Raw genomic sequence first — 20,128 nt, forward strand, 5'->3', positions numbered from 1 at the left:
TGGGTTCACGGGTTTTGGGTTCACGAGTCGTCCTGAGCCGCCCCGGGTCTCCCCGGGCTCTTCCAGCTCTTCCAGAGAGGACGTGGTCGCCGTGCCGTCCGTCCGGCCCGGGGCGCCGGGACCGTTTCCCGCCTCCCCGGCCGTGGTCGCCGCGGCGGTCGCGGACGTGGCCGCCGCCGGGGGCTACTTCGGTCTCGATCTCGGGCCGGTTCCCCGCGAGCCCGGCTGGCGGCCGCTCACCGACCTGCTCGCCGACCTCGCCACCGTGGAGGCCCGGATCACGGACACGGCCGGGCGGCTCGGCACCGCGGAGACCCGGGTGGCCGCCTCCATCCTCTTCCAGGGCCTGGCCGCCCGTTTCTGGTCGCCGCCCCTCGGCGCCGCGGTCGCCCACGACCTGCTCGTCGACCTGGCTCCCCGGTACGTGCACTGGCGGTCGGTGGCCGAAGGCCCGCTGCCGCTGCGGGCCGCCCGCCTGGAAGGGTGGGAGGTCCGCGGCCCCGCGCGGATCGCCGGGCCGCTGTACCGCACCGTGGTGACCGGGTTGCTGGAGCCGCTCGCCGAGACGGTCCGGCGGGTCGTGCCGACAGCCCCCGGCCTGCTGTGGGGCAACGCGGCCTCCGCGCTGGCGGGCACCCTCCTCGAACTGGGCCGCCGCCGCCCCGGACTCGCCGCCAAGGCCGTGGCGCTGGGCCGCGAACTGCTGGACACCGGCCTGCTGCGCGGCACCGGCGAGCTGGCCGAACCCGCTCCCGGCCATCCCGCCTTCGCCCGGCGTAGCTGCTGCCTGTTCTACCGCCTGCCCGGCGGCGGCATGTGCGGCGACTGCGTTCTGGTCGATCCCGGGATCCGCCGCGAGCGGTGGGCGCGAGCCGCACGGGAGTCCGGCCGATGACCGTGTCGCTCCCGGCCTCTGCCCGCTCGGGCACGGGCCCGGGTTCCCGCTCGGGTACGGCCCTCGCCGGGCCCCGTACCCGGGAGGGACGCCGGACTCTCAGCGGAGCGCCGGCTCCGAGCTCCCGGCGCGGGAGCGCGGCGAGGTCCGGGCGCGGCGCGCCAGGGTCGTGCCGGCCGAGCCGGCCGCCCAGAGCGCGACCGCGATGTACAGGATCTGCTCCGGGATCCTGATCCACAGGGGCGTCGCCTCGCCGCCCCCGAAGGGGACGCCGGCGACGGCCGCGTAGACGTTGGCCGGAAGCAGCAGCACGTACAGGGCGGTCAGGCTGATTCCGGCGGCCCGGCGCGTCGTGGCGACCACGAGTCCCACGGCGCCGAGGAGTTCCAGCACGCCGGTCGCGTAGACCACGGCGCCGGGGAACGGCACGATCGGCGGCACCATGCGCACCAGGTCGGCGTGGTTGGGCATGACGGTCACCCCCGCCGGGACGAAATGCGCGGCGGCGGTGACGACGAGCATGACGGCCATCCCGTGCGCCGCGCTCGCGGGCCAGGTGGCGAACCGGCGGACGCCGAACGCGCCCAGGGCGCGGAAGCCCAGCGTGGCGACCACGAGAACGATTTCAACGACGAATGCGGACATCGGCGTATCCCTTATTTGGATAGTGACACTATCCTATTGTTGGATACTGCCGCTATCCAAAGCCGCTCGCCGGCACGGGCGGCCGGGATCGTGGTGAGAAGACGACGGCGTGCGGAGGACGGTCCTTGTGCTCTCACTTCGTCCGTAGTCTGATTGGGAGGAATTGTTCATCGGGCCGAGCGTCGGCGTACCCCGGACGGTTCCGCGGTGCGGGCGGGTGCACGGCCCGGCACAGCGTCTCTGAACAGGAAGGGAGCCGACGCTGATGACGGTGACCCTGGAAAAGAGCGTCGAGGACTTCATCACCACCCCCCACAAGTTGTTCATCGGCGGGCAGTGGGTGGACGCGGCGTCCGGCAGGACCTTCGCGACTCCCGACCCCGCTACCGGGCAGACCCTGTCGCACGTCGCCGAAGCCGACGCCGAGGACATCGACCGGGCGGTGCGTGCCGCTCGCAAGGCCTTCGAGCAGGGGCCCTGGTCACGGATGACCGCCTCCGAGCGGGGCCGGATCATCTGGAGGATCGGTGACCTGATCCTGGAGCACGCCGAGGAACTGGCCCAGCTCGAATCGCTGGACAACGGCAAGCCGGTGGCCGTGGCACGGGCCGCGGACGTTCCGCTGGCGGCCGACCTGTTCCACTACATGGCGGGCTGGGCGACCAAGATCGAGGGCAACACGATCGCGCTGTCGGTGCCGTACATGCCGGGCGCCGCGTTCCACGCCTACACCCTGCGCGAGCCGGTCGGTGTGGTCGGCCAGATCATCCCGTGGAACTTCCCGCTGCTGATGGCCGCCTGGAAACTCGGGCCCGCGCTGGCGACCGGGAACGTGGTGATCCTCAAGCCCGCAGAGCAGACCCCGCTGTCCGCCCTGCGGCTGGCGGAGCTGATCGCCGAGGCCGGGATGCCCGACGGCGTGGTCAACGTCCTGCCCGGGTACGGCGAGACCGCCGGTGCGGCGCTCGCCGCGCACGACGGCGTGGACAAGATCGCCTTCACCGGTTCCACCGAGGTCGGCAAGCTGATCGTGCACGCCGCGGCGGGCAACCTGAAGAAGGTCACCCTGGAGCTCGGCGGCAAGAGCCCCAACATCGTCTTCGACGACGCCGACCCCGACATCGCCATCCAGGGCGCGGCCAACGCGATCTTCTTCAACCACGGCCAGTGCTGCGTGGCCGGATCCAGGCTGTTCGTCCAGCGCGACCGGTTCGACCAGGTGGTGGAAGGCGTCGCCGAGATCGCCCGGGGCATCAGGCTCGGTCCGGGCCTGGAACCCGACACGCAGATGGGTCCCCTGGTCTCCGACGAGCAGCTGCGCCGGGTGACCGGTTACCTGGACTCGGGGCGCGAGGAGGGCGTCCAGACGCTGGCCGGCGGCAACCGGCACGGGGAGCGGGGCTACTTCGTCCAGCCCACCGTGCTCACCGACGTACGCCCGGAGATGAAGGTCGTCCGGGAGGAGATCTTCGGGCCGGTGGTGGTCGCCTCACCGTTCTCCGACCTGGACGAGATCGCCGCGCAGGCCAACGCCACCGACTACGGGCTGGGGGCCGGCATCTGGACCCGTGACATCTCCAAGGCGCACGCCCTCGCCGGTAAGATCCGCGCGGGCACCGTCTGGATCAACTGCTACAACGTCTTCGACGCCGCCCTGCCCTTCGGCGGCTACAAGCAGTCGGGCTGGGGCCGCGAGATGGGCCACCAGGCCCTCGACGCCTACACCGAGGTGAAGTCCGTCTGCACCCAGCTGCAGACCTGACCACGCCGCACCGGGCAGGTGCCCGCACCGTACGACAGGTGAGCGGGCGCGGGTCCGGCCGTTCCGCCGCGCGTCCCCGGCGGAACGGCCGGACCTTTTCCGTTTCCGTGCCGTCCGCGCTCCGCGCGCCGGGTGACGTCGGTTCGCGAGGGGTGGTGCGGGGCAGCCCGCGAGGGCTCATGACCGGGTGCCGGACGCGGACTCCAGCAGGGACCAGCTCCGGTCGTCTCCCCAGATCGAGAACGCGTCCACGTACGGTCGCAACAGGGCGGTGAGCTCCGCGTCGCCCCGGCCGTTGAGTTCGTCCGACGCTATCTTCCTCGCCGCTCCGGCGAGGAGGTCGGCGACCTGGATCCGCGCGTCCGAGTGCGAGGCGACGAACCTCAGGCCTGCCAGCCGGCTCCTCGGCGACCAGGGGAGACCGTCGGGCCGTGGCTCGCCCAGCATCTCCCTGATCCGCGCGACGCGCTCCTCCGTCAGCGTGGTCTGCCGGTCGTGGACGATCGAGACGGGCCTGGTGCCCTCACCCCAGAAGTCGACGGCCCGGACGATGGCCGGGATCAGGGGATCGAGCGTCGGGATCACCCGCGGATCGTCGAGAAGCCGCGTCAGGAACGATTCCACCCGGGGTCTGGCCCGCCGGAGCAGTCCCATGATCTCGCCGGTCTCGCTCCCCGCGCCGGTGAGGCACAGGACGTCGACCATGTCGAAGAACGCGTCGGCCGACGTCCCCGCTCCCCGGCCGTTCCCGGCGCGCATCAGGTCGTTGAACGACTCCAGGAAGGTCTGCCACCGTTCGTGCCCGAACGTGCGCCGGCCCTCGCGGTACAGGACGGCGGCCATGGCACCGGCCTGCCGGTCCCGTCGCGGGCCCGGGTCCGGCGCGTGAGCGGTCTCCCCGGCGAGCAGTCCGGCGAGTCTGCCGATGACGAGGAACGTCTTGTCGGTCAGATGCACGTGGGCTTTCCCGTGGATCGGCCCCGACGGCCCGAGAAACCACGTGAGGGCGGGCCTGTTCTTCTCGCGGAGCAGGACGTTCGCCTTGTATTCCGTTGTCGGAGAGGGGCCCCTGTCCCGTATTCCCTGAATACAGCGCGCCGCCGACTCGACGTCCAGGCACAGGCCGGCGTGGGTGAAGACATCGGTGTTCCCGCCGATGAGTTTCTCGCCCTCCGAGCCGGACTCGTCGCAGCTGATTTCCACGGGTTGATCGGCCGATACGGATTGTGCCCGCATGATGTCCTTGCGATATCGGTCACTGCCCGGTTCCATGACTAATGGACGATTCTTTAGGATACGTCACCCTGATACTCGTGCAACGGATTTTTCCCTTCGTACCGCCGTCGGTACGCCGTGCCGCGCCGGTCTCCTCCATCTCGGAGGAGACCGGCGCGGCCGCCCCGCCGGCCGCTAGCATGGGGTGATCTTTGCCGCTTCCGGTGTTCGAGATCACCGGACGGGGACGCCGCGCCGTTCCGCGGTGAGAACATCCGACCATCGAACCCGGAAGGCCCTGACCTCGAACATGGCCACCGTCACCGTCGTGATCCCGACGTTCAACGAGGTGGACAACCTTCCGCCGATCACGGAGGCGCTGCTCGCGTTGCCGCTTGACGGCCTGCGGGTCCTGGTCGTCGACGACGGCTCCCCGGACGGCACGGGGAAGGCGGCCGACGAGCTGGCCGCCGCGCATCCCGGCCGGGTCGGCGTGGTGCACCGGCGGGTCAGGGAAGGGCTCGGGCGCGCCTATGTCGACGGCATGGAGACCGCCCTCGCGGCCGGGACGGACTTCGTGGTGCAGATGGACGCCGACTTCTCGCATCCCGTCGACGCCGTGCCGCGCCTGCTCGACACCGCGCTGGCGACGGGGGCGGCGTGCGTGATCGGCAGCCGGTACGTGCCGGGCGGGACGCTGGCCGCCGAGTGGGGCCTGCGGCGGCGGGCCCTGTCGAGGTGGGCGAACCTCTACGTCCGTACCATCCTGCGCGTCGGGTTGCGGGACGTGACCGCGGGGTTCAAGATCTGGCGGGCGGAGAGTCTCGCCGCTCTGGACCTCGGCGCGATCTCCTCGGGGGGCTACAGCTTCCAGGTGGAGATGCACTACCGGGCGGCCAGGGCGGGGATGACGATCGTCGAGATCCCGATCCATTTCTCCGACCGCCGTGCGGGCAGTTCGAAGATGAGCCTCCGGGTGCAACTGGAGTCGGCCCTGATGCCGTGGCGGTTGATCTTCAAGCGTTGAGGGACCCGCGCGGCGCACCGGTTCCGCGCGTATCCCGTCCCCGGGGGCCGGGCCCCCGCGGCGGGCGCGAAGAGCGCGCCGCCGGGCCGGGGAACGCATTGGACGTCGCCTTCATTCGCAATCATCCTGCTTCACCGGGCGATTTGTTATTCGTCGTGGATGAATTTTCTCCGCTGGGATCTGTCGGTATGTCATATGGAGAGTGTTGTGCCGCGGATCAGTAATGTCGAAAGGCGTGGCGCATCATCCCAATGCGTCTGGACGGCATAATACCCAAAGAAAAGAACGATATTATGATATATGCCAATCGATCTCGTGTGGCGGTGCGGAACATGGTGCGTTCTGGGCTGGCCGGGATCCTCGCGACCCTGGTCTCGATGGGGGTCGCCGCCGTCCCCGGCGCCGCGGCCGTCGCCTACAGCGACGCCGGCCCGAGTCCCGATCCCGGCACGGTCGTCTCGCCCGCGTCCGCGGTGTGCGGAACGGCCACCACGAGCGGAATGGTCTCGACCTGCGGCGCGGGGAACGACAGCGGCCCGATCACCTTCACCGCGACGGTGACGGCGGCGGACGGGAGCGTCCCCACGGGCAGGGTCACCTTCGCCACCGACGGGGTCACCCTGGGCAGGGCCCTGCTCGTGGACGGCGTCGCCACCCTGACGATGTCGAGCCTCTCCACGGGTGTGTACCGCGTCGTCGCCTACTACCCGGGTACGGCCCGGTTCGATCCCAGCAACACGCCGCTGCTGATCCAGCGTGTCGGCCTCGGCTGCCCGTGCACGCCGGGGAGCCAGGTGGGTCAGGTCCGGGTGCGGGTCAACGGGGAGACCAGGAGCCCGGCCCCCGGGCAGAGGATCCGCACCCGGATCGTGTTCGGCAAAAGCGCGTAGCCGCGCGACCGGCACCTGCGGCCCGTACACCGAGCGGCGGCGACCCCCCTCCCGGACTCGCCGCCGATCGGCCTCCCGTCCTGATCGGTGCAGGACGCGCCGGTCCAGGGTGGCGCGGGTCCCTCGTCCACGGCCGCCACGGCGTTGAGACTCGAATCCGGCCGATCCCCGGGGGGAGACGAGTGGGGGACAATCTGCGGTGTGCTGTTCGGTGTCCTCGGCCCGGTGGAAGTGCGGTCCGACGCGGGAGACCTGGTCTCCGTCGGCGGGCCGAGCCTGCGCGCGCTGCTCGCCCTGCTGCTGATGGACGCGGACCGGGTGGTCACCGTGGAACGGATGATCGACGGTCTGTACGGGAAGGCGCCACCGCCCGGTGCGGCGAACGCCCTGCAGTCCCAGGTGTCACGGCTGCGCCGCGGGCTGAGGGCCGTCGGCGCGCGGGTCGAGTTCCATCCGGCGGGCTACCGCCTCGTCGCCGATCCCGAGAGCGTCGACGCGCACCGGTTCGAGCGGCTCGCCCGCGAGGGCCGTCGCGCGCTGACCGCCGGTGACCACCCTCGCGCGGCCGCCCTGCTGCGCGAGGGCCTGGGGCTGTGGCGGGGCACGGCCCTGGCGGATGTGTCCGGCGCGCCGTTCGCCGAGGGCCAGGCGGCTCGCCTGGAGGAGTCGCGGGTCACCGCCTTCGAGGACAGGGCCGAGGCCGAACTCGCCCTGGGCGAACATCGCGGGATGGTGGCGGAGCTGCGGAGAATGGTGGACGCGCACCCGCTGCGGGAACGGCTGCGCGGCCAGCTCATGCGGGCGCTGCACGGCTCGGGCCGGCAGGCCGAGGCGCTCGGGGTGTTCGAGGACGCCCGGCGCACCCTGGCCGAGGAACTGGGCGCGGACCCGTCCACCGAACTCGGGAACATCCACCTGGCCGTGCTGCGAGACGCCCGCCCGCCCCTCACGAGCCTGCCCGCCCAGCTCACCGGCTTCGTGGGACGCGAGCGGGAGCGCGCCACGATCGGCGAGCTCCTGGAGAAGGCGCGCCTGGTCACGCTCACCGGGCCCGGCGGGGTGGGCAAGACCAGGCTGGCCATCGAGGTGGCCCGGCGGCAGCCGGGCGAGGTGTGCTTCGTGGACCTGGCCCCGCTCGGCGACGGCACGCGGGTCCCGCAGGCGGTGGGCCTGGCGCTGGGACTGCGCGAGTACGGGCTGCTCCCCGGCTCGGCCGACCCCTTCGGCCGCCTGGTCGCGGAGCTGGAGGGCCGCCGGATGCTGCTCGTCGCCGACAACTGCGAACACCTTCTCGACGAGGTGGCCCGGCTGGTCCACCGGCTGCTGGCCGCGTGCCCGGAGCTGCGGGTGCTGGCCACCGGCAGGGAGGCGCTGGGCATCACGGGCGAGTCGCTGTGCCCGGTCTCGCCACTCGCGCTCCCCGGGCCCGCGGCGGGACCCGAGGAGGCACTCGGTCACGCCGCCGTGCGGCTGTTCGCCGACCGGGTCGCCGCGGTGCGTCCGGGGTTCGTGGTGGACGCGGGCAACGTCGGGACGGTGTCGCGGATCTGCGCGGCTCTCGACGGCCTGCCCCTGGCCATCGAGCTGGCCGCCGCGCGGCTGCGCTCGCTCACGGTCGAGGAGGCCGCAGACCGGCTGGACGACCGGTTCCGGCTGCTGTCGCGGGGCGACCGTACGGCCGTGCCGCGGCACCGGACGCTGCGCGCGATGATCGAGTGGAGCTGGGACCTGCTCGACGCCCGGGAGCGGCTGCTGGCCAGGCGCCTCACGGTCTTCGCCGGGGGCGCGACCCTGGAGACGGCCGCCGGCGTCTGCGGTGTGCCCGACACCACCGGCGTGATGACCAGCCTGGTGGAAAAGTCCCTGGTGGAGGCCCACGGCGGTCGTTACCACATGCTGGACACCGTACGGGAGTTCTGTGCCGAACGGCTGGCCGAGGCCGGCGAGCGGGAGGCGGTACGGCGGGCGCACGCCACCTACTTCCACGACCTCGCCGAGACCGCCGACGCCCACCTGCGCGGCGCCTCGCAGCTGGAGTGGACGGCCACGCTGACCGCCGAGCACGCCGACCTCCACGCCGCGCTGCGCTGGGCGGTCCGCGCCGACCCCGTCCTCGGGGTGCGGCTGGTCGCCGCGCTGTCGTGGCACTGGTGGCTCAGCGGCCTGCGTGACGAGGGCGCCCCGCCGGCCGCCGCGCTCGTCGAGGCGCCCGGCACCTCGGTGCTGCCCGAGCTGGTGGAGGAGTACGTCCTGTGCGTCGTCCACACCGCGCCGACCGGCTCCCCCGGTCTGGAACGAGCACAGTCGATCATCCTCTCCCGCGGGTGCCCGCTCCGGCGCCCGCACCTTCTCCTCCTGTACTCCATGGCCATGGTGCCCGCGGACGCCCCCGTCCCCATCCCGCGGGAGCTGCTCGGCCCCGACCCGTGGTCGCAGGCGCTGGGACGGCTGAGCGAGGGGCACCGGCGGCTGTTCGGCGGCGAGCCGGCCGAGGCCGAGGGGGCGTTCCTGCGCGCACTCGACGGCTTCCGGTCGATCGGCGACCGGTGGGGGGCCGCCAACGCGCTGGACCGGCTGGCCGAGATCGCCGGCTGGCGGGGGGATCGGGCCGGGGCGTCGGCCCTGAGCGACGAGGCGCTCGCGCTGCTCGGCGAGCTCGGCGCCGCCGGGGCCGCCGCGGACCTGCTGTGCCGGCGCGCGTACGGGGCGATCCGCGCGGGCGGCGACCTCGCCGCCGCGTACCTCGACTACGAACGCGCCGCGGAACTGGCCCGTACGGCGGGCACCGCGGAAACGGTGGCCGGGGCGCGCTGCGGGCTCGGCGAGGTCGCGCGGCTGCGCGGCGACCTGCCCGGCGCCCGGCGTCTCTTCGAGCTGGCACTGGACTTCGAACCGGCACCGGACGGGGACGCCGCCACGACGGCGGGTGCCGGGCAGGCGCGGTCGCGAGCCCTGATCGGGCTGGGCCGGATCGCCGAGGCCGAGGGGGACATCGCCGGGGCGCGATCCCGGTTGTCCCGGGCGCTGGAGGTCGCGGCCCGCCACCGCGACCGTCCGGTGGCGGCCGAGGCGGTCGCGGGCGCCGCCGGTCTCGCCCTGCTCGAAGGCGACGCCGAGCGCGCCGCGTTGCTGCTGGGCGCGGCCGCGGCGGTACGCGGCGCCCGACCCGTGGCGGTACGCGGCGCCGGCGACGTGGCGAGACCCGAGGTGGCGGCCGGAGCCCGGGACCGGATCGGATCGGACGGGTACGCCGCGGCCTTCGAACGGGGGGCGGCGATGACCTGCGAGGACGTCCTCGCCCTGCTCCGGCCGGCACCACCCGGTGCGTGACGGCCGGTGTTCGGTGCGCGGACGGTCAGCGCCGCCGGGGAGGCTGGCCGCACCAACACCGACGAGGGAGCCTTCGCATGGGAAGCCTGACCGGCAAGACGGCACTGGTGACGGGAGCCTCACGCGGCATCGGCCGGGCCATCGCCCGGCGGCTCGCCGCCGACGGCGCGCTGACCGCCGTGCACTACGGCAGTAACGAGAGCGCGGCGAACGACACGGTGGCCGAGATCGGGAAGGCCGGTGGGCGGGCCTTCCCGATCCGGGCCGAACTCGGCGTCGACGGCGACGTGGACACCCTGTTCGCCGGGCTGGGCGAGGGCCTGGCGGGACAGCCGCTCGACATCCTGGTCAACAACGCGGCCGGACCGCCGGCCGGGCCGATCGAGGAGACCACCCCCGAGGGGTTCGACCATCTGTTCGCCGTCAACGTGAAGGCGCCGTTCTTCATCATCCAGCGGGCCCTCCCGCTGATGCGCGACGGCGGGCGCGTCATCACCGTCTCCTCCGCCAGCACCCGGGTGGCCACGCCCTTCCAGACCTCCTACGCCATGACCAAGGGAGCCGTCGAGACCATGGGCTTCACCCTGGCGAACGCGCTGGGGGCGCGGGGGATCACGGTGAACACCGTCACGCCGGGCGCCACCCTCACCGACCTGAACGCCTCGCTGCTGGAGGATCCCGGCGTCGAGGAGTTCATGAGCGGCCTGACGGCGCTGGGCCGGATCGGCCTGCCCGCCGACATCGCCGACGCGGTCGCGTTCCTGGCCTCCCACGACGGCCGCTGGGTCACCGGCCACGTGCTCGACGTCAGCGGCGGGATGTATCTCGGCCCTCGCACCTGAGCGCCCCCCGGTCCCGGCGACGCGGGGACGCGGTCGTGAGGGGGCGCTCCCATCGGCTCCTCAGCCGCGCGGGCGGGGCGCCCGGCGCGCTTCACGGACGCGCCTCTCACGGACACGGGTGAGCAGGTCGGCGAGCAGTCCGCCGGCCGCGATCACGGCGAGCACACCGAGGAGGTTCACCCCGTAGTCCAGTGGCAGCAGGGAGGGGTTGCCGGGCCGCCGGCCGAAGCCCAGGACCACGGGCAGGGCGACGACGGTGATCAGCGCGCCGATCACCGTCGCGGCCCGGTACGGCCACCGCATCCGGCGTACCAGGAGCCCCGCCGCGAGCATCAGCGGCACGAGCAGCAGATCGTGTGCGATCACCAGGCCGCCGAACCACATCGCCCAGCTCAACGGCCGGGTCTGGCCGGCGTCGGCGAGGAGACCGGTGAACCCCAGCAGGATCAGCCCGATCCCGGCGACGTAACCGGCCACCTTCATGAGACCGTCACCCTCTTCACCCATTTGGTCTGCATGACACCGGGCCGGTTCGGCGCGATGAGCCTGGCCGGGTAGCCGTGCTCCAGGTGGAGCGTCTCACCGTCGACCCGCAGCGCGAGCAGGGTCAGCGGGTCGTTCCAGTGGGGCGGTCGCAGCTCGCTGACCCGGTAGGCGCCGGAGGGACGCTCGGACGACTCCACCGTGACCACGGCGTCCGGCGCGGCACCGGCCACCAGGTCCCTCATCCGCACGCCGGTCCAGTGCGCGGAGGCGCTCCAGCCCTCGACGCAGGAGATCGGCAGCTCGACCGTGTGCTGCGGCAGCCGCAGCAGCTCCTCGTAGGAGTACTCCGCCCGGATCGCGCCGTCGACGACCAGCCGGTACTCGGCGCCCGCCGGTCCGACTCCGGCCTCCTCGGCGGTTCTGTTGACGGGCAGGCCCTGCGGCCCGATCCCCGGGTTCCTCGGCGCGAGCACGGCGAGCCGCTCGAGCGGCGTGAAGGTCTCGCCGACGGTGAGCAGCGCGGTCAGGCCGGAGGCGGCGCCGGCGGTGAGCAGGAACCGGCGGCGGTCCGGTTCCAGCGGGACGGGGATGGAGCGGCGGACCTTGGACCATTCGGTGGCGACATGGATGATCAAAGCGCCGTAGACGACGAACGCGGTCCAGTAGTGCGCGGTCGTGAAGAAGAACGACCACGGGTAGGTGTAGGCGACGTTCAGCAGCCCGGTGAAGAGCTGGAACAGCGAACCGGCGACCAGCAGGAGGACGAACGCGCGCTCGGCCGCGTGCGCGGCGGAACGCAGCGGCGGCCACTGCCACAGCTTCGGGTATACCGTCCACAGCTTGGCCAGCAGCAGCGGGATCGTGGCGAGCCCGCCGATGACGTGCACGCCCTGGGTGACGCGGTACAGCCAGACGGGTCGTGACGGCCAGTTCAGCCAGGGAGGCGGATGCTGCAGGAAGTGGCTGAACAGGCCGGTGGCCAGGGCGACGGTGAAGCTGATCCCCAGCAGCACGCCGAGCCGGGCGGCCACGCCCTCCGAGCGCAGCGCGCTGGTGAACGCCACCTTCTCCATCAGCGCAGGCTTGCGAACCATCGCCCGGCCTCCTTCCATGACTCCACGCGGGAGAAACCGTTGCGCCCGGCGAGGGTTCCCAGGTCGGAGACGGATACGGTGGCCCAGCCGAACCACGGGCCGGCGAGCCCGCGGCCGCGCAGCCGCAGGTGCTCGACGCGGCCCGCCGCGCTCGGCGGCTGGACCTCGGCGACGACCTCGCCTCCGGGCCGTAGCAGCTCGCGGATCCGGCGGAGCAGGGCGTCGGGGTCGCCGCCGATGCCGATGTTGCCGTCGGCCAGCAGCACGGTGGCCCAGCGGCCGGGGCCGGGCAACTCGTCGAAGACGTTCCGGCAGATCGCCCGGCCTCCCGCGCGCCGGGTGAGCCGGACGGCGTAGGGGGCGACGTCGACGCCCAGCGCGGGGACGCCGCGCCGCGCGAGTGCGACGGTGAGGCGGCCGGGACCGGAGCCGACGTCCAGCGTGGGGGCGGCGCACCGCGACAGCATGGCCTCGTCCCCGTCGATCGGGGCGAGCCAGCGGACCGCGTCGAGCGGCGCGATCCGGCCGTCGGCGTACTCCATCTCGATCGCGGCTCCCGCCAGGGATCTCTCGTAGAGCTGCCCGATCATCGGATCGCCCGTTCCCGGCGGGCGGCGGGCGGCGTGTCGCCCGGCCGCCGGACCGCCCCCGTCCCGGCCGCGCGCGGTGATCCGTCCGTGGACCCGTCGTCCACCACGATCGGCCGGCAACCGTCAGGCATGCGCTCCGGTGCCCGCGGCAGGGCCGTCTCCCCGCCCAGGCTCGGGAGCACCACATCGATCTTCATGCATGCGACGTTAAAGTCGGCGGGGCCCGCCAACCCTTACGGAGTAGTGACGTGTCCCGGGAAGAACGCCGCTCGTACCTAATGTAGGAGGGTGATCAAGCACTTCCGGCAGCAGACCAGGGCTTCGCGTGCGGCGGACGGGCCGTCGCGGGCGGCCGCCGGTCCGGGCGGTCGCCGGAGCGGGCCGGCGCTCGTCCTGTGGGGCTCGCTCATCGCCGCGGCGTTCGCCGCCGGAGCCGTTCTGCACGCGCTGGGCATGCTGCCCATCGACCACCTGCCGCCGCTGCACGGGCACTTCCGCACGCCGTCGATCTCGCTCCTGCCGCCCCTGCTCCTCGGTGTTCTCGCGGTCGCCGTGCTGCCCGCCCTGACCGCGCGGGCGCGTTTCGGCGCGGCCCTGCTCGTGGCGTACGGCACGGCCCTGGCGTGGACGGTGCTGCTGGCCGTCTCCGGGGAGGGGCTGGCCAGGCCGTTCACCGGTCCGTACGAGTACGCGGCCGTGCTGCCCGCCGTGGGGGACGACCCGCTGGGCTGGCTGGCCTCCTTCACCGAACGGCTTCCCGGTTATCCCACCCATGTGCGGGGGCACCCGCCGTTGCCCGTGCTGGTGCTCTGGGCTCTGGCGAGGGTGGGGCTGCCCGGTCCGTTCTGGGCGGCGGTGCTGGTCGTGCTGGTCGGCTGCTCGGCGGTCGTGGCCGTCGCGGTCACCGTCCGGCGGCTCGCGGGGGAGGAGACGGCCCGGCTCGCGCTGCCGTACCTCGCGCTGAGCCCGGCCGCGGTCTGGATCGCCACGAGCATGGACGCCCTCTTCGCGGGGGTGGGCGCCTGGGGCGTGGCCCTGCTGGTGTCCGGGGGCGCGGGGAGCGCGGGGAGCGCGGGGAGCGCGGGGAGCAGGGCACGCGTCCTTTGCGGGGCGGCGGCGGGAGTGCTGCTGGGGGCGCTGCCGTACCTCAGCTACGGCCTCGTGCCCTACCTGCTGATCCCGGTGGTCGCCGCGGTCGTCACGCGGATCTCCCGCGCGGCCGCGATCGCCTGCCTGGCGGGGGTGGCGGCGGTCACGGCCGCGTTCGCCGCGGGCGGCTTCCTGTGGCCTTCGGGGGTGCTCGCCACTCACGCGGAGTGGGCCGCCGACCCCGGCGCGGCCCGGCCCTACCTCTACTTCCTGGTCGCGAATCTGGCCGTGCTGGCGCTGCTGACCGGCCCGGCCACCGCCGCGGGCCTGGTGCGGACGACCCCCGGCGGCGTGCGCGCCCTGGTCGCGGCGGCGATCGTGGCCGTGCTCGCCCTCGACGTCAGCGGGGTGACCAGGGGAGAGGTCGAACGCATCTGGGTTCCCTATGCCGTCTGGATCGTCCTGGCCGCCGTCCGGTCCCCCGGCCGGCGATGGCTCGCCGCCCAGGCACTGACGGGACTCCTGCTGCAGGGACTCGTCATCTCCCCGTGGTGACCGGGCGCCACCGGCGCGGCGCCGCTCCTCGCCGAAGGCGGTGCGCCGCGGTCGGCCGGACGATGAGCCGGGCCTCACCTGGAGGCGTTCGTCCGCATCCTCACCGTCAGTCTCACCGTCAGCCGAGCGGGGCGGTGGAGAACTCCTTCATCCCGTCCGCGAACGGGATCGTGGCGCGAAAACCCAGTCCGGTCCGCGCGCGCTCCGAGCCGGCGACGATGTGGCGCACGTCGCCCAGCCGGTACTCGCCGGTGGTCACGGGCGCCGGGCCGCCGCGCTCGTCCGCGAGCGCCGCGGCCATCTCCCCGACCGTGCGCGGCTCCCCGCTGGCGATGTTGTAGGCGGTGAGCGTTCCCGGGGCCGAGGCGCCGAGGGCGCCGAGCGTGCCGAGGGCGCCGAGTGCCGCGAGGTTGGCCGCGGCCACGTCGCGCACGTGCACGAAGTCCCGGCGCTGCCGGCCGTCCTCGAACACGCGCGGGGCCCGGCCCGCCTCCAGCGCCGACCGGAAGATGGCCGCCACCCCCGCGTACGGGGTGTCGCGCGGCATCCGGGGCCCGTACACGTTGTGGTAGCGCAACGCGACGGCGGCGCCGCGCGTCTCGCGCGCCCAGTTCGCCGCCAGGTGCTCCTGGGCGAGCTTGGTCGTGGCATAGGCGTTGCGCGGGTCGGCCGGGGCGTCCTCGCCGATGACGGCGGACGTCACGGGAAGCCCGCAGCGCGGGCACCGGGGCTCGAACTCTCCCCGGTCGAGGTCGTCGCGGCTCCTGGGCCCCGGCCGCACCCTGCCGTGGGCCTCGCAGTCGTAGGCGCCCTCGCCGTACACCACCATCGACGAGGCCAGCACCAGCCGCCCGACACCGTGCCGCGCCATGGCGGCCAGCAGCGTGGCGGTGCCCAGCACGTTCACCGAGGCGTAGTCGGGGAGATCGGACACGTCCACTCCCAGCCCCACCTTCGCCGCCTGGTGCACCACGGCGTCGACGCCGCCCAGCGCGCGGTCCAGCGCCGCGCCGTCGCGCACATCCCCGCCGCCCGCCCGCGAGTCGAAACCGACGACCTCGTGCCCGGCCCTCTCCAGGGCCTCGACCACGTGGCTTCCGATGAACCCGGCCGAGCCGGTGACCAGTGTCCTCATGCGGCGACGCTATCCCCGTCCCCGCTCGCGCGAAGGAGGCGCGGCGACGACGTTCGCATCTCGTAAGGACATGTCCCGCGCTGCGTGAAGGTGGCGGACGAGGCCGATCTCGGAAACGTTCTTGGTCAGCTCGACGGTGACCCAGCCCGCTATGTCCACCAGCCTCTGTTCCCGTCCCCACGGCAGGCCGGCGGTCCTGTCGGTGGAGTCGAGGTCGGCGTCGGTGAGCGGCAGCAGGGCCGCCCGCCAGTCGTCCCTCAACCCGCGCAACCAGTCGGCCGCGGCCGCGGTGCCGCCCGGCCAGGTGATCTCCTCGCGCGCGGGTGCCCCGGATCCGAAGCAGTGTCCGAGGGTGGTCGTCCACCAGAAGCCGATGTGCCAGGTCAGCCACCCGATGGAGACGACCGGCGCGGGATCGGGCTCCGGCACCTCCCAGTCGGCCACCCAGCGGCCCTGACCGTCCGGCCGGACGGTCCAGCAGCCCGCCGCGGGCTCCCAGAGGCAGGCCTGGTCGTCGAGGTCCTTCAGGTGGTACTCGAACAGCGCCCATGCGATGTCGAGCTGCCGGATCAGTAGATCAACGCGAGGTACGGTCACCCGGGCACTCTGGCACCGCTCCCGGCCGGCCTGCCACCTGTTTTCACCGGCCGGAAGGGCGGCGTGCGGGCCGGGCGGTGTGCGGGCCGACGCGGGCCGGGCACGGGCGGATCTCGCCGGGCCGTCACCGGTGGCGCCCGCCCGCCGTACGCGCCGCGCGCCGCCGGTGACGGCCCGGTACTTCCGCGGTGCGGGAGACTGGGGAGGTGACCATCGAGAACAGCCGTCCCGGTCCGCCCGCGACCAGCGTCTCCATCGTGTTGCTCACGCTGGCGCGCCGGATCGAGACCGAGCTCAACGCCGCCCTCGCGCCGCTCGATCTCACGGTCAGCAGGCTCGGTCTGCTCGGTCACATCGCCGGCGTGCCCGGAGTGTCGTTCAGCGACCTGGCACGCATGTCCGGCACGACGGTCCAGAGTGTCCACAGCGCGGTGAAGGTGCTCGCCGGCGCCGGGCTGGTGCGCGACAACACCGCCCGCGCCGGCTCCGCGTCGGCCATCGAGATCACGCCCGACGGGGCGCGCCTCCTCGACGCGGCGGCGGGCGCGATAGCCGAGGTCGACGACCTGCTGTTCGGCCCCGCCGCGGATCCGATCCAGCGGCAGGTCGCCGGTGCCGTACGCGCCGCGTTCGGGGGTCCCGCCACGCCCTGATCCACCCGCCCGGCGCCCGTGCGTCACGTCCCCTCCCTTCAGCTTCAGTCTGGCTGAAGCTTCCGTGTTAGGCTTCAGCCTGCCTGAAGGTCGTGAGGAAGGGAGAACCCGTGGAAGCCGTGTTGCTGTCGATCCATGTGCTCGCCGGCATCGTGTTCGTCGGGGGTTCGGCCGTCGCGACGAGCCTGTTCCCCCGCTACGCGCCGGTCGCCGCCGGCGTTCCCGCGGGTCCGGCCATGGGGGCCGAGGCCGGCTTCCCCCCGGAAGCCCCGGCGCCCCCGGAGGGCTCCGGGGAGCGGAACCGGGCCGTGGCCGTCGCGCTGCACCGCATCACCCGGGTCTACGGCGTCTTCGGCGTCGTCGTGCCCGTCGTCGGGATCGTCCTGGCCCTCGTCCAGGGCCGGATGGGCGAGGGGTGGATCCTCGTCTCCATCGCCCTCACCGCGCTCGCGGGCGGCCTGCTGGCTCTGCGGATATATCCGGAGCAACGCGACGCGCTCGCCGTGCCCGACGACGGCGGGCGCCTGCGCGGGCTGTCCATGGTCGCCGGGATCTACAACCTGCTGTGGGCGGGCGTCGTCGTCCTGATGATCGCCCGCCCGGGGGCCTATCCGTGAGCGTGCCCTCGGGCGACGGGCCGGTTCGTGAGCACGTCCCCGGGTGACGGGCCGCGGGGACGTCCCGCAGGCCCGTCGTCTCGCCACCGCCCGCCGCCCCGTCAGCTCGACGGCACCCTCCGGTAGGCGCTGAGCACCTGGAGGGCCCGCAGGGTCTCGACCCCCCGGTACTCCAGGGTGGCGGCCGCGCCGGGAGGCTCCCAGGTGATGGCCCACCCTCCGTCGGGCTGCTGGTCGGCCGCCAGCCGGTCGAGGTGGCCCTCGATCACCTCGTCGGTGAACAGCCGGCGCCAGCGGCTGCCGGGGTGGGGGGCGAGGTGCAGGGGGGTGACCCCGTACTCCGGGTCCGCGGGATCGCTCCGGTACCACTTCAGCTCGGGAAGCCACTCGGGCACCCGCTCGGCGAGGCGTTCGGCCCGATCGCGGTCCGGGACGTGTTCGAGGAAGACGAGCGTCTCGGACATGGCGTGCGCGTCCTCGGGGAAGCCCTTCTCCAGTGCCGACCAGCACCAGTCGGTGGCCCGGGTGAGCCACGGATGCTCCACGCCCATCCGGTGCAGCAGCCCGGCCAGCCCGGCGGTGGGGTTCAGCCCCGGCGTGTAGGTCCACTCCGACCAGTGCACGGCCCTCGGATAGGCCTCCATGACCGGCAGGGACAGGGGAACCGCCCCGTCGGGCGCGGCGACCGTCGCCAGCCAGTCGCACGCCTCCGGCACCAGCGGGCCGGTCGCCGGCACACCGGCCGCCAGCAGTGTCTGGAACGCGATCTCCACGTCGATGGGCAGGCTGTCGGGGCAGCGCTTGTCGGGTTCGAGACCGTGGCCGAAGCCGCCGTCCGCGTTCCGGTGGCCGCGCAGGGCGTCCACCACCCCGGTGGCGGGCGCCCCCTGGAAGAGGGTGGCGAACAGGCGGCGTTCGAGCAGGCGCCCCTCGCGGAGGACGAAGGCCCGAGCGGTGTCGAGGATGCTGTCACTCATGGTGTCCCATGCTGCCGGGTGACCGGCCCGGCCGTCTTGTAGGAATCGGACGCCGCCCGTCCGTCACCGCGCGCGGCGGGTCCGCTCCGGCTGCCAGAGGGGCTCGGCGGACTCCCGGACCTCCCCGCCGGCGCCGAAGATCAGGAACCGGTCGAAGTCGTCGGCGAACCACCGGTCGTGGGTGACGGCGAGGACGGTGCCGGAGAAGGAGGCGAGCCCGTCCTGGAGCGCCTGCGCGCTGGCCAGGTCGAGGTTGTCGGTCGGCTCGTCGAGCAGCAGCAGGGTGGCTCCCGACAGTTCGAGCAGCAGGATCTGCAGGCGTGCCTGCTGGCCGCCGGAGAGGGTCTCGAAGGGCTGCCGGCCGGCGGGGGCGAGCTCGTAGCGGGCGAGGGCGGCCATGGCGTCGTTGAGCGTCAGCGACCCGGCGGTCGTGACGATGTCGGCGGGAGTCCGCCCGGCGAGGTCGGGCCGGGCGTGCGTCTGGACGAAGTGGCCGGGCACGACCCTGGCCCCGAGTTCCACGGTGCCCCGGTGGCGTACCGGCGGGGGTGCCGGGGCGGGCGACGCCGGCACCCGGGGGGGCGCGCCGCTCCCCGTTTCGGCCAGCAGCTGCAGGAAGTGGGACTTGCCGGAGCCGTTCGGGCCGAGGATCGCCACCCGCTCCCCGTAGTGGATCTCGATGTCGAACGGCTCCGTCAGGCCGGTCAGCTCCAGGCGGGTGCAGGTGAGCGCGCGCTTGCCGGTACGGCCGCCGCTCAGGCGCATCCGGACGTTCTGCTCCCTGGGCGCGCTCTCGGGCGGGCCCGCCTCCTCGAACCTGCCCAGCCGGGTCTGGGCGGCCCGGTAGGCGGAGGCGACGGAGTCGTTGTTGGTCGCCCTCTGGCGAAGGGTGTGGACCAGTTTCCTGAGGCGGGCGTGCTCCTCGTCCCAGCGGCGGCGGCGCTCGTGCAGGCGCTCGTTGCGGTCGAGGCGGGCCTGGGCGTAGGTGGCGAAGTTCCCGCCGTGGGTCCACACCCCGCGTGACTCCACGGTGATGACGCGGGTGGCCGTGTTGGCGATCAGCCGGCGGTCGTGGGAGACGAGCAGGACGGTCTTCCGGGTGGCCCCCAGCTGCTCCTCCAGCCACTGCTTGCCGGAGACGTCCAGGTAGTTGTCGGGTTCGTCGAGCAGCAGGACCTGGTCGGGGCCGCGCAGGAGCGCCTCCAGCGCGAGCCTTTTCTGCTCGCCGCCCGACAGCGTGCCGACGTCGCGGCCCGCCACCCGCTCGTAGCCGGCGCCCATGGCCGAGGTGGTGCAGGCGCTCCAGGTGACCTCGAGGTCGTAGCCGCCGGCGTCGGCGTAGTCGCCGAGGGCGCGGGCGTAGGCGAGCTGGGTCTCCTCCAGGTCGCGTTCCTCCAGCGCGCGCTCGGCCCGCTCCAGCTCGGCGGTCGCGGCGCGCACGCGTTCCGGGGCCACCGCCAGCAGCAGCTCGCGTACCGTCAGGCCGCCGCGGAGGCCTCCGATGAACTGGCGCATCACGCCGAGCCCGCCGGACGCGGTGATCCGCCCGGCGGAGGGGGTGAGGTCGCCGGCGATCAGCCGTATCAGGGTGGTCTTGCCCGCGCCGTTGGGACCGACCAGTGCCGCGGTGACGCCGTCGCCGACGCGGAAGGACACCTCGTTGAGCAGCAGCCGCCCGTCCGGCAGCACGTAGGTCAGCTCGTCGGCCTCGACATGTCCCACGGTCGCG

The 20,128-nt window shown here is 73.5% G+C and carries 19 protein-coding genes; 9 read left to right on the forward strand and 10 right to left on the reverse strand.

Annotation, left to right across the window (positions count from 1 at the left end):
- Nucleotides 1-91 precede the first annotated feature (91 nt).
- The gene (locus ACVCAG_RS32120) at nucleotides 92-895 is read left to right on the forward strand and encodes a (2Fe-2S)-binding protein (protein ID WP_447190996.1); all 804 of its coding nucleotides are present in this window, start codon (nucleotides 92-94) and stop codon (nucleotides 893-895) included.
- A 99-nt stretch (nucleotides 896-994) separates the two neighbouring features.
- On the opposite strand, the gene ACVCAG_RS32125 is transcribed toward ACVCAG_RS32120, so the two are convergent.
- Nucleotides 995-1,540: a DoxX family protein gene (locus ACVCAG_RS32125; RefSeq protein WP_440087043.1), complete on the reverse strand. Its 546-nt coding sequence runs from the start codon at nucleotides 1,538-1,540 to the stop codon at nucleotides 995-997.
- Nucleotides 1,541-1,805: 265 nt separating this feature from the next.
- Here ACVCAG_RS32125 and ACVCAG_RS32130 point away from each other — a divergent pair, with 265 nt between their 5' ends.
- Nucleotides 1,806-3,302 (forward strand): aldehyde dehydrogenase family protein, encoded by a 1,497-nt coding sequence (locus ACVCAG_RS32130; RefSeq protein WP_440087042.1) that lies wholly within the window; start codon nucleotides 1,806-1,808, stop codon nucleotides 3,300-3,302.
- A 177-nt stretch (nucleotides 3,303-3,479) separates the two neighbouring features.
- Here the strand turns inward: ACVCAG_RS32130 and ACVCAG_RS32135 are convergent, their stop codons facing one another.
- On the reverse strand, nucleotides 3,480-4,505 hold the full coding sequence (locus tag ACVCAG_RS32135) for a DUF3800 domain-containing protein (protein ID WP_440087041.1): 1,026 nt from the start codon (nucleotides 4,503-4,505) through the stop codon (nucleotides 3,480-3,482).
- Between the two features lie 322 nt (nucleotides 4,506-4,827).
- On the opposite strand from ACVCAG_RS32135, the gene ACVCAG_RS32140 reads away from it, so the two are divergent.
- The 4 genes from ACVCAG_RS32140 (at nucleotide 4,828) to ACVCAG_RS32155 (ending at nucleotide 10,606) form a co-directional block, all read left to right on the forward strand.
- Nucleotides 4,828-5,544: a polyprenol monophosphomannose synthase gene (locus ACVCAG_RS32140; RefSeq protein WP_447190997.1), complete on the forward strand. Its 717-nt coding sequence runs from the start codon at nucleotides 4,828-4,830 to the stop codon at nucleotides 5,542-5,544.
- Nucleotides 5,545-5,876: 332 nt separating this feature from the next.
- Complete coding sequence (locus tag ACVCAG_RS32145; protein ID WP_447190998.1) at nucleotides 5,877-6,434, forward strand: Ig-like domain-containing protein; 558 nt, start codon at nucleotides 5,877-5,879, stop codon at nucleotides 6,432-6,434.
- Nucleotides 6,435-6,635: 201 nt separating this feature from the next.
- Nucleotides 6,636-9,764, forward strand: coding sequence for a BTAD domain-containing putative transcriptional regulator (locus ACVCAG_RS32150; RefSeq protein WP_447190999.1), 3,129 nt, complete (start codon nucleotides 6,636-6,638; stop codon nucleotides 9,762-9,764).
- Between the two features lie 77 nt (nucleotides 9,765-9,841).
- On the forward strand, nucleotides 9,842-10,606 hold the full coding sequence (locus ACVCAG_RS32155) for an SDR family oxidoreductase (RefSeq protein ID WP_440087036.1): 765 nt from the start codon (nucleotides 9,842-9,844) through the stop codon (nucleotides 10,604-10,606).
- A gap of 60 nt (nucleotides 10,607-10,666) precedes the next feature.
- On the opposite strand, the gene ACVCAG_RS32160 is transcribed toward ACVCAG_RS32155, so the two are convergent.
- The 4 genes from ACVCAG_RS32160 to ACVCAG_RS32175 are packed head-to-tail and all read right to left on the reverse strand — an operon-like array spanning nucleotide 10,667 to nucleotide 12,973.
- The gene (locus ACVCAG_RS32160) at nucleotides 10,667-11,089 is read right to left on the reverse strand and encodes a hypothetical protein (RefSeq protein WP_447191000.1); all 423 of its coding nucleotides are present in this window, start codon (nucleotides 11,087-11,089) and stop codon (nucleotides 10,667-10,669) included.
- The gene (locus ACVCAG_RS32165) at nucleotides 11,086-12,186 is read right to left on the reverse strand and encodes a molybdopterin-dependent oxidoreductase (RefSeq protein WP_447191001.1); all 1,101 of its coding nucleotides are present in this window, start codon (nucleotides 12,184-12,186) and stop codon (nucleotides 11,086-11,088) included. Before ACVCAG_RS32165 ends, ACVCAG_RS32160 begins: the two co-directional genes overlap by 4 nt.
- Nucleotides 12,165-12,776 (reverse strand): methyltransferase domain-containing protein, encoded by a 612-nt coding sequence (locus ACVCAG_RS32170; protein WP_440087033.1) that lies wholly within the window; start codon nucleotides 12,774-12,776, stop codon nucleotides 12,165-12,167. The genes ACVCAG_RS32165 and ACVCAG_RS32170 overlap by 22 nt, the downstream gene beginning before the upstream one ends.
- Nucleotides 12,773-12,973, reverse strand: coding sequence for a hypothetical protein (locus ACVCAG_RS32175; protein ID WP_440087032.1), 201 nt, complete (start codon nucleotides 12,971-12,973; stop codon nucleotides 12,773-12,775). The genes ACVCAG_RS32170 and ACVCAG_RS32175 overlap by 4 nt, the downstream gene beginning before the upstream one ends.
- Before the next feature lie 91 nt (nucleotides 12,974-13,064).
- Between ACVCAG_RS32175 and ACVCAG_RS32180 the strand changes: the two genes are divergently transcribed.
- Nucleotides 13,065-14,420 carry a hypothetical protein gene (locus tag ACVCAG_RS32180; RefSeq protein ID WP_447191002.1) on the forward strand — a complete coding sequence of 452 codons (1,356 nt, stop codon included), beginning with the start codon at nucleotides 13,065-13,067 and terminating at the stop codon, nucleotides 14,418-14,420.
- 118 nt (nucleotides 14,421-14,538) lie between these two features.
- Here the strand turns inward: ACVCAG_RS32180 and ACVCAG_RS32185 are convergent, their stop codons facing one another.
- Entirely contained in the window at nucleotides 14,539-15,555 is a 1,017-nt protein-coding gene (locus tag ACVCAG_RS32185; protein WP_440087030.1) for an NAD-dependent epimerase/dehydratase family protein, read from the reverse strand.
- 9 nt (nucleotides 15,556-15,564) lie between these two features.
- Nucleotides 15,565-16,152, reverse strand: a complete 588-nt coding sequence (locus tag ACVCAG_RS32190) for a DinB family protein (RefSeq protein ID WP_440087029.1) — start codon at nucleotides 16,150-16,152, stop codon at nucleotides 15,565-15,567.
- Between the two features lie 206 nt (nucleotides 16,153-16,358).
- On the opposite strand from ACVCAG_RS32190, the gene ACVCAG_RS32195 reads away from it, so the two are divergent.
- Nucleotides 16,359-16,805: a MarR family transcriptional regulator gene (locus ACVCAG_RS32195; RefSeq protein ID WP_440087028.1), complete on the forward strand. Its 447-nt coding sequence runs from the start codon at nucleotides 16,359-16,361 to the stop codon at nucleotides 16,803-16,805.
- A 110-nt stretch (nucleotides 16,806-16,915) separates the two neighbouring features.
- Nucleotides 16,916-17,422: a hypothetical protein gene (locus ACVCAG_RS32200; RefSeq protein WP_440087027.1), complete on the forward strand. Its 507-nt coding sequence runs from the start codon at nucleotides 16,916-16,918 to the stop codon at nucleotides 17,420-17,422.
- Between the two features lie 101 nt (nucleotides 17,423-17,523).
- On the opposite strand, the gene ACVCAG_RS32205 is transcribed toward ACVCAG_RS32200, so the two are convergent.
- Complete coding sequence (locus tag ACVCAG_RS32205) at nucleotides 17,524-18,399, reverse strand: hypothetical protein (RefSeq protein ID WP_440087026.1); 876 nt, start codon at nucleotides 18,397-18,399, stop codon at nucleotides 17,524-17,526.
- Between the two features lie 63 nt (nucleotides 18,400-18,462).
- Nucleotides 18,463-20,121 (reverse strand): ATP-binding cassette domain-containing protein, encoded by a 1,659-nt coding sequence (locus ACVCAG_RS32210; protein ID WP_440087025.1) that lies wholly within the window; start codon nucleotides 20,119-20,121, stop codon nucleotides 18,463-18,465.
- Nucleotides 20,122-20,128 lie beyond the last annotated feature (7 nt).

It is taken from the genome of Streptosporangium sp. G12 (assembly GCF_052983175.1).

Bases quoted from the DNA above. Each gene is read 5' to 3' on its own strand.
- ACVCAG_RS32140 (WP_447190997.1), top strand. From the start codon at position 4,828: ATGGCCACCGTCACCGTCGTGATCCCGACGTTCAACGAGGTGGACAAC.
- ACVCAG_RS32125 (WP_440087043.1), bottom strand. From the start codon at position 1,540: ATGTCCGCATTCGTCGTTGAAATCGTTCTCGTGGTCGCCACGCTGGGC.
- ACVCAG_RS32170 (WP_440087033.1), bottom strand. From the start codon at position 12,776: ATGATCGGGCAGCTCTACGAGAGATCCCTGGCGGGAGCCGCGATCGAG.
- ACVCAG_RS32175 (WP_440087032.1), bottom strand. From the start codon at position 12,973: ATGAAGATCGATGTGGTGCTCCCGAGCCTGGGCGGGGAGACGGCCCTG.
- ACVCAG_RS32155 (WP_440087036.1), top strand. From the start codon at position 9,842: ATGGGAAGCCTGACCGGCAAGACGGCACTGGTGACGGGAGCCTCACGC.
- ACVCAG_RS32145 (WP_447190998.1), top strand. From the start codon at position 5,877: ATGGTGCGTTCTGGGCTGGCCGGGATCCTCGCGACCCTGGTCTCGATG.
- ACVCAG_RS32205 (WP_440087026.1), bottom strand. From the start codon at position 18,399: ATGAGTGACAGCATCCTCGACACCGCTCGGGCCTTCGTCCTCCGCGAG.
- ACVCAG_RS32130 (WP_440087042.1), top strand. From the start codon at position 1,806: ATGACGGTGACCCTGGAAAAGAGCGTCGAGGACTTCATCACCACCCCC.
- ACVCAG_RS32160 (WP_447191000.1), bottom strand. From the start codon at position 11,089: ATGAAGGTGGCCGGTTACGTCGCCGGGATCGGGCTGATCCTGCTGGGG.
- ACVCAG_RS32185 (WP_440087030.1), bottom strand. From the start codon at position 15,555: ATGAGGACACTGGTCACCGGCTCGGCCGGGTTCATCGGAAGCCACGTG.
- ACVCAG_RS32165 (WP_447191001.1), bottom strand. From the start codon at position 12,186: ATGGTTCGCAAGCCTGCGCTGATGGAGAAGGTGGCGTTCACCAGCGCG.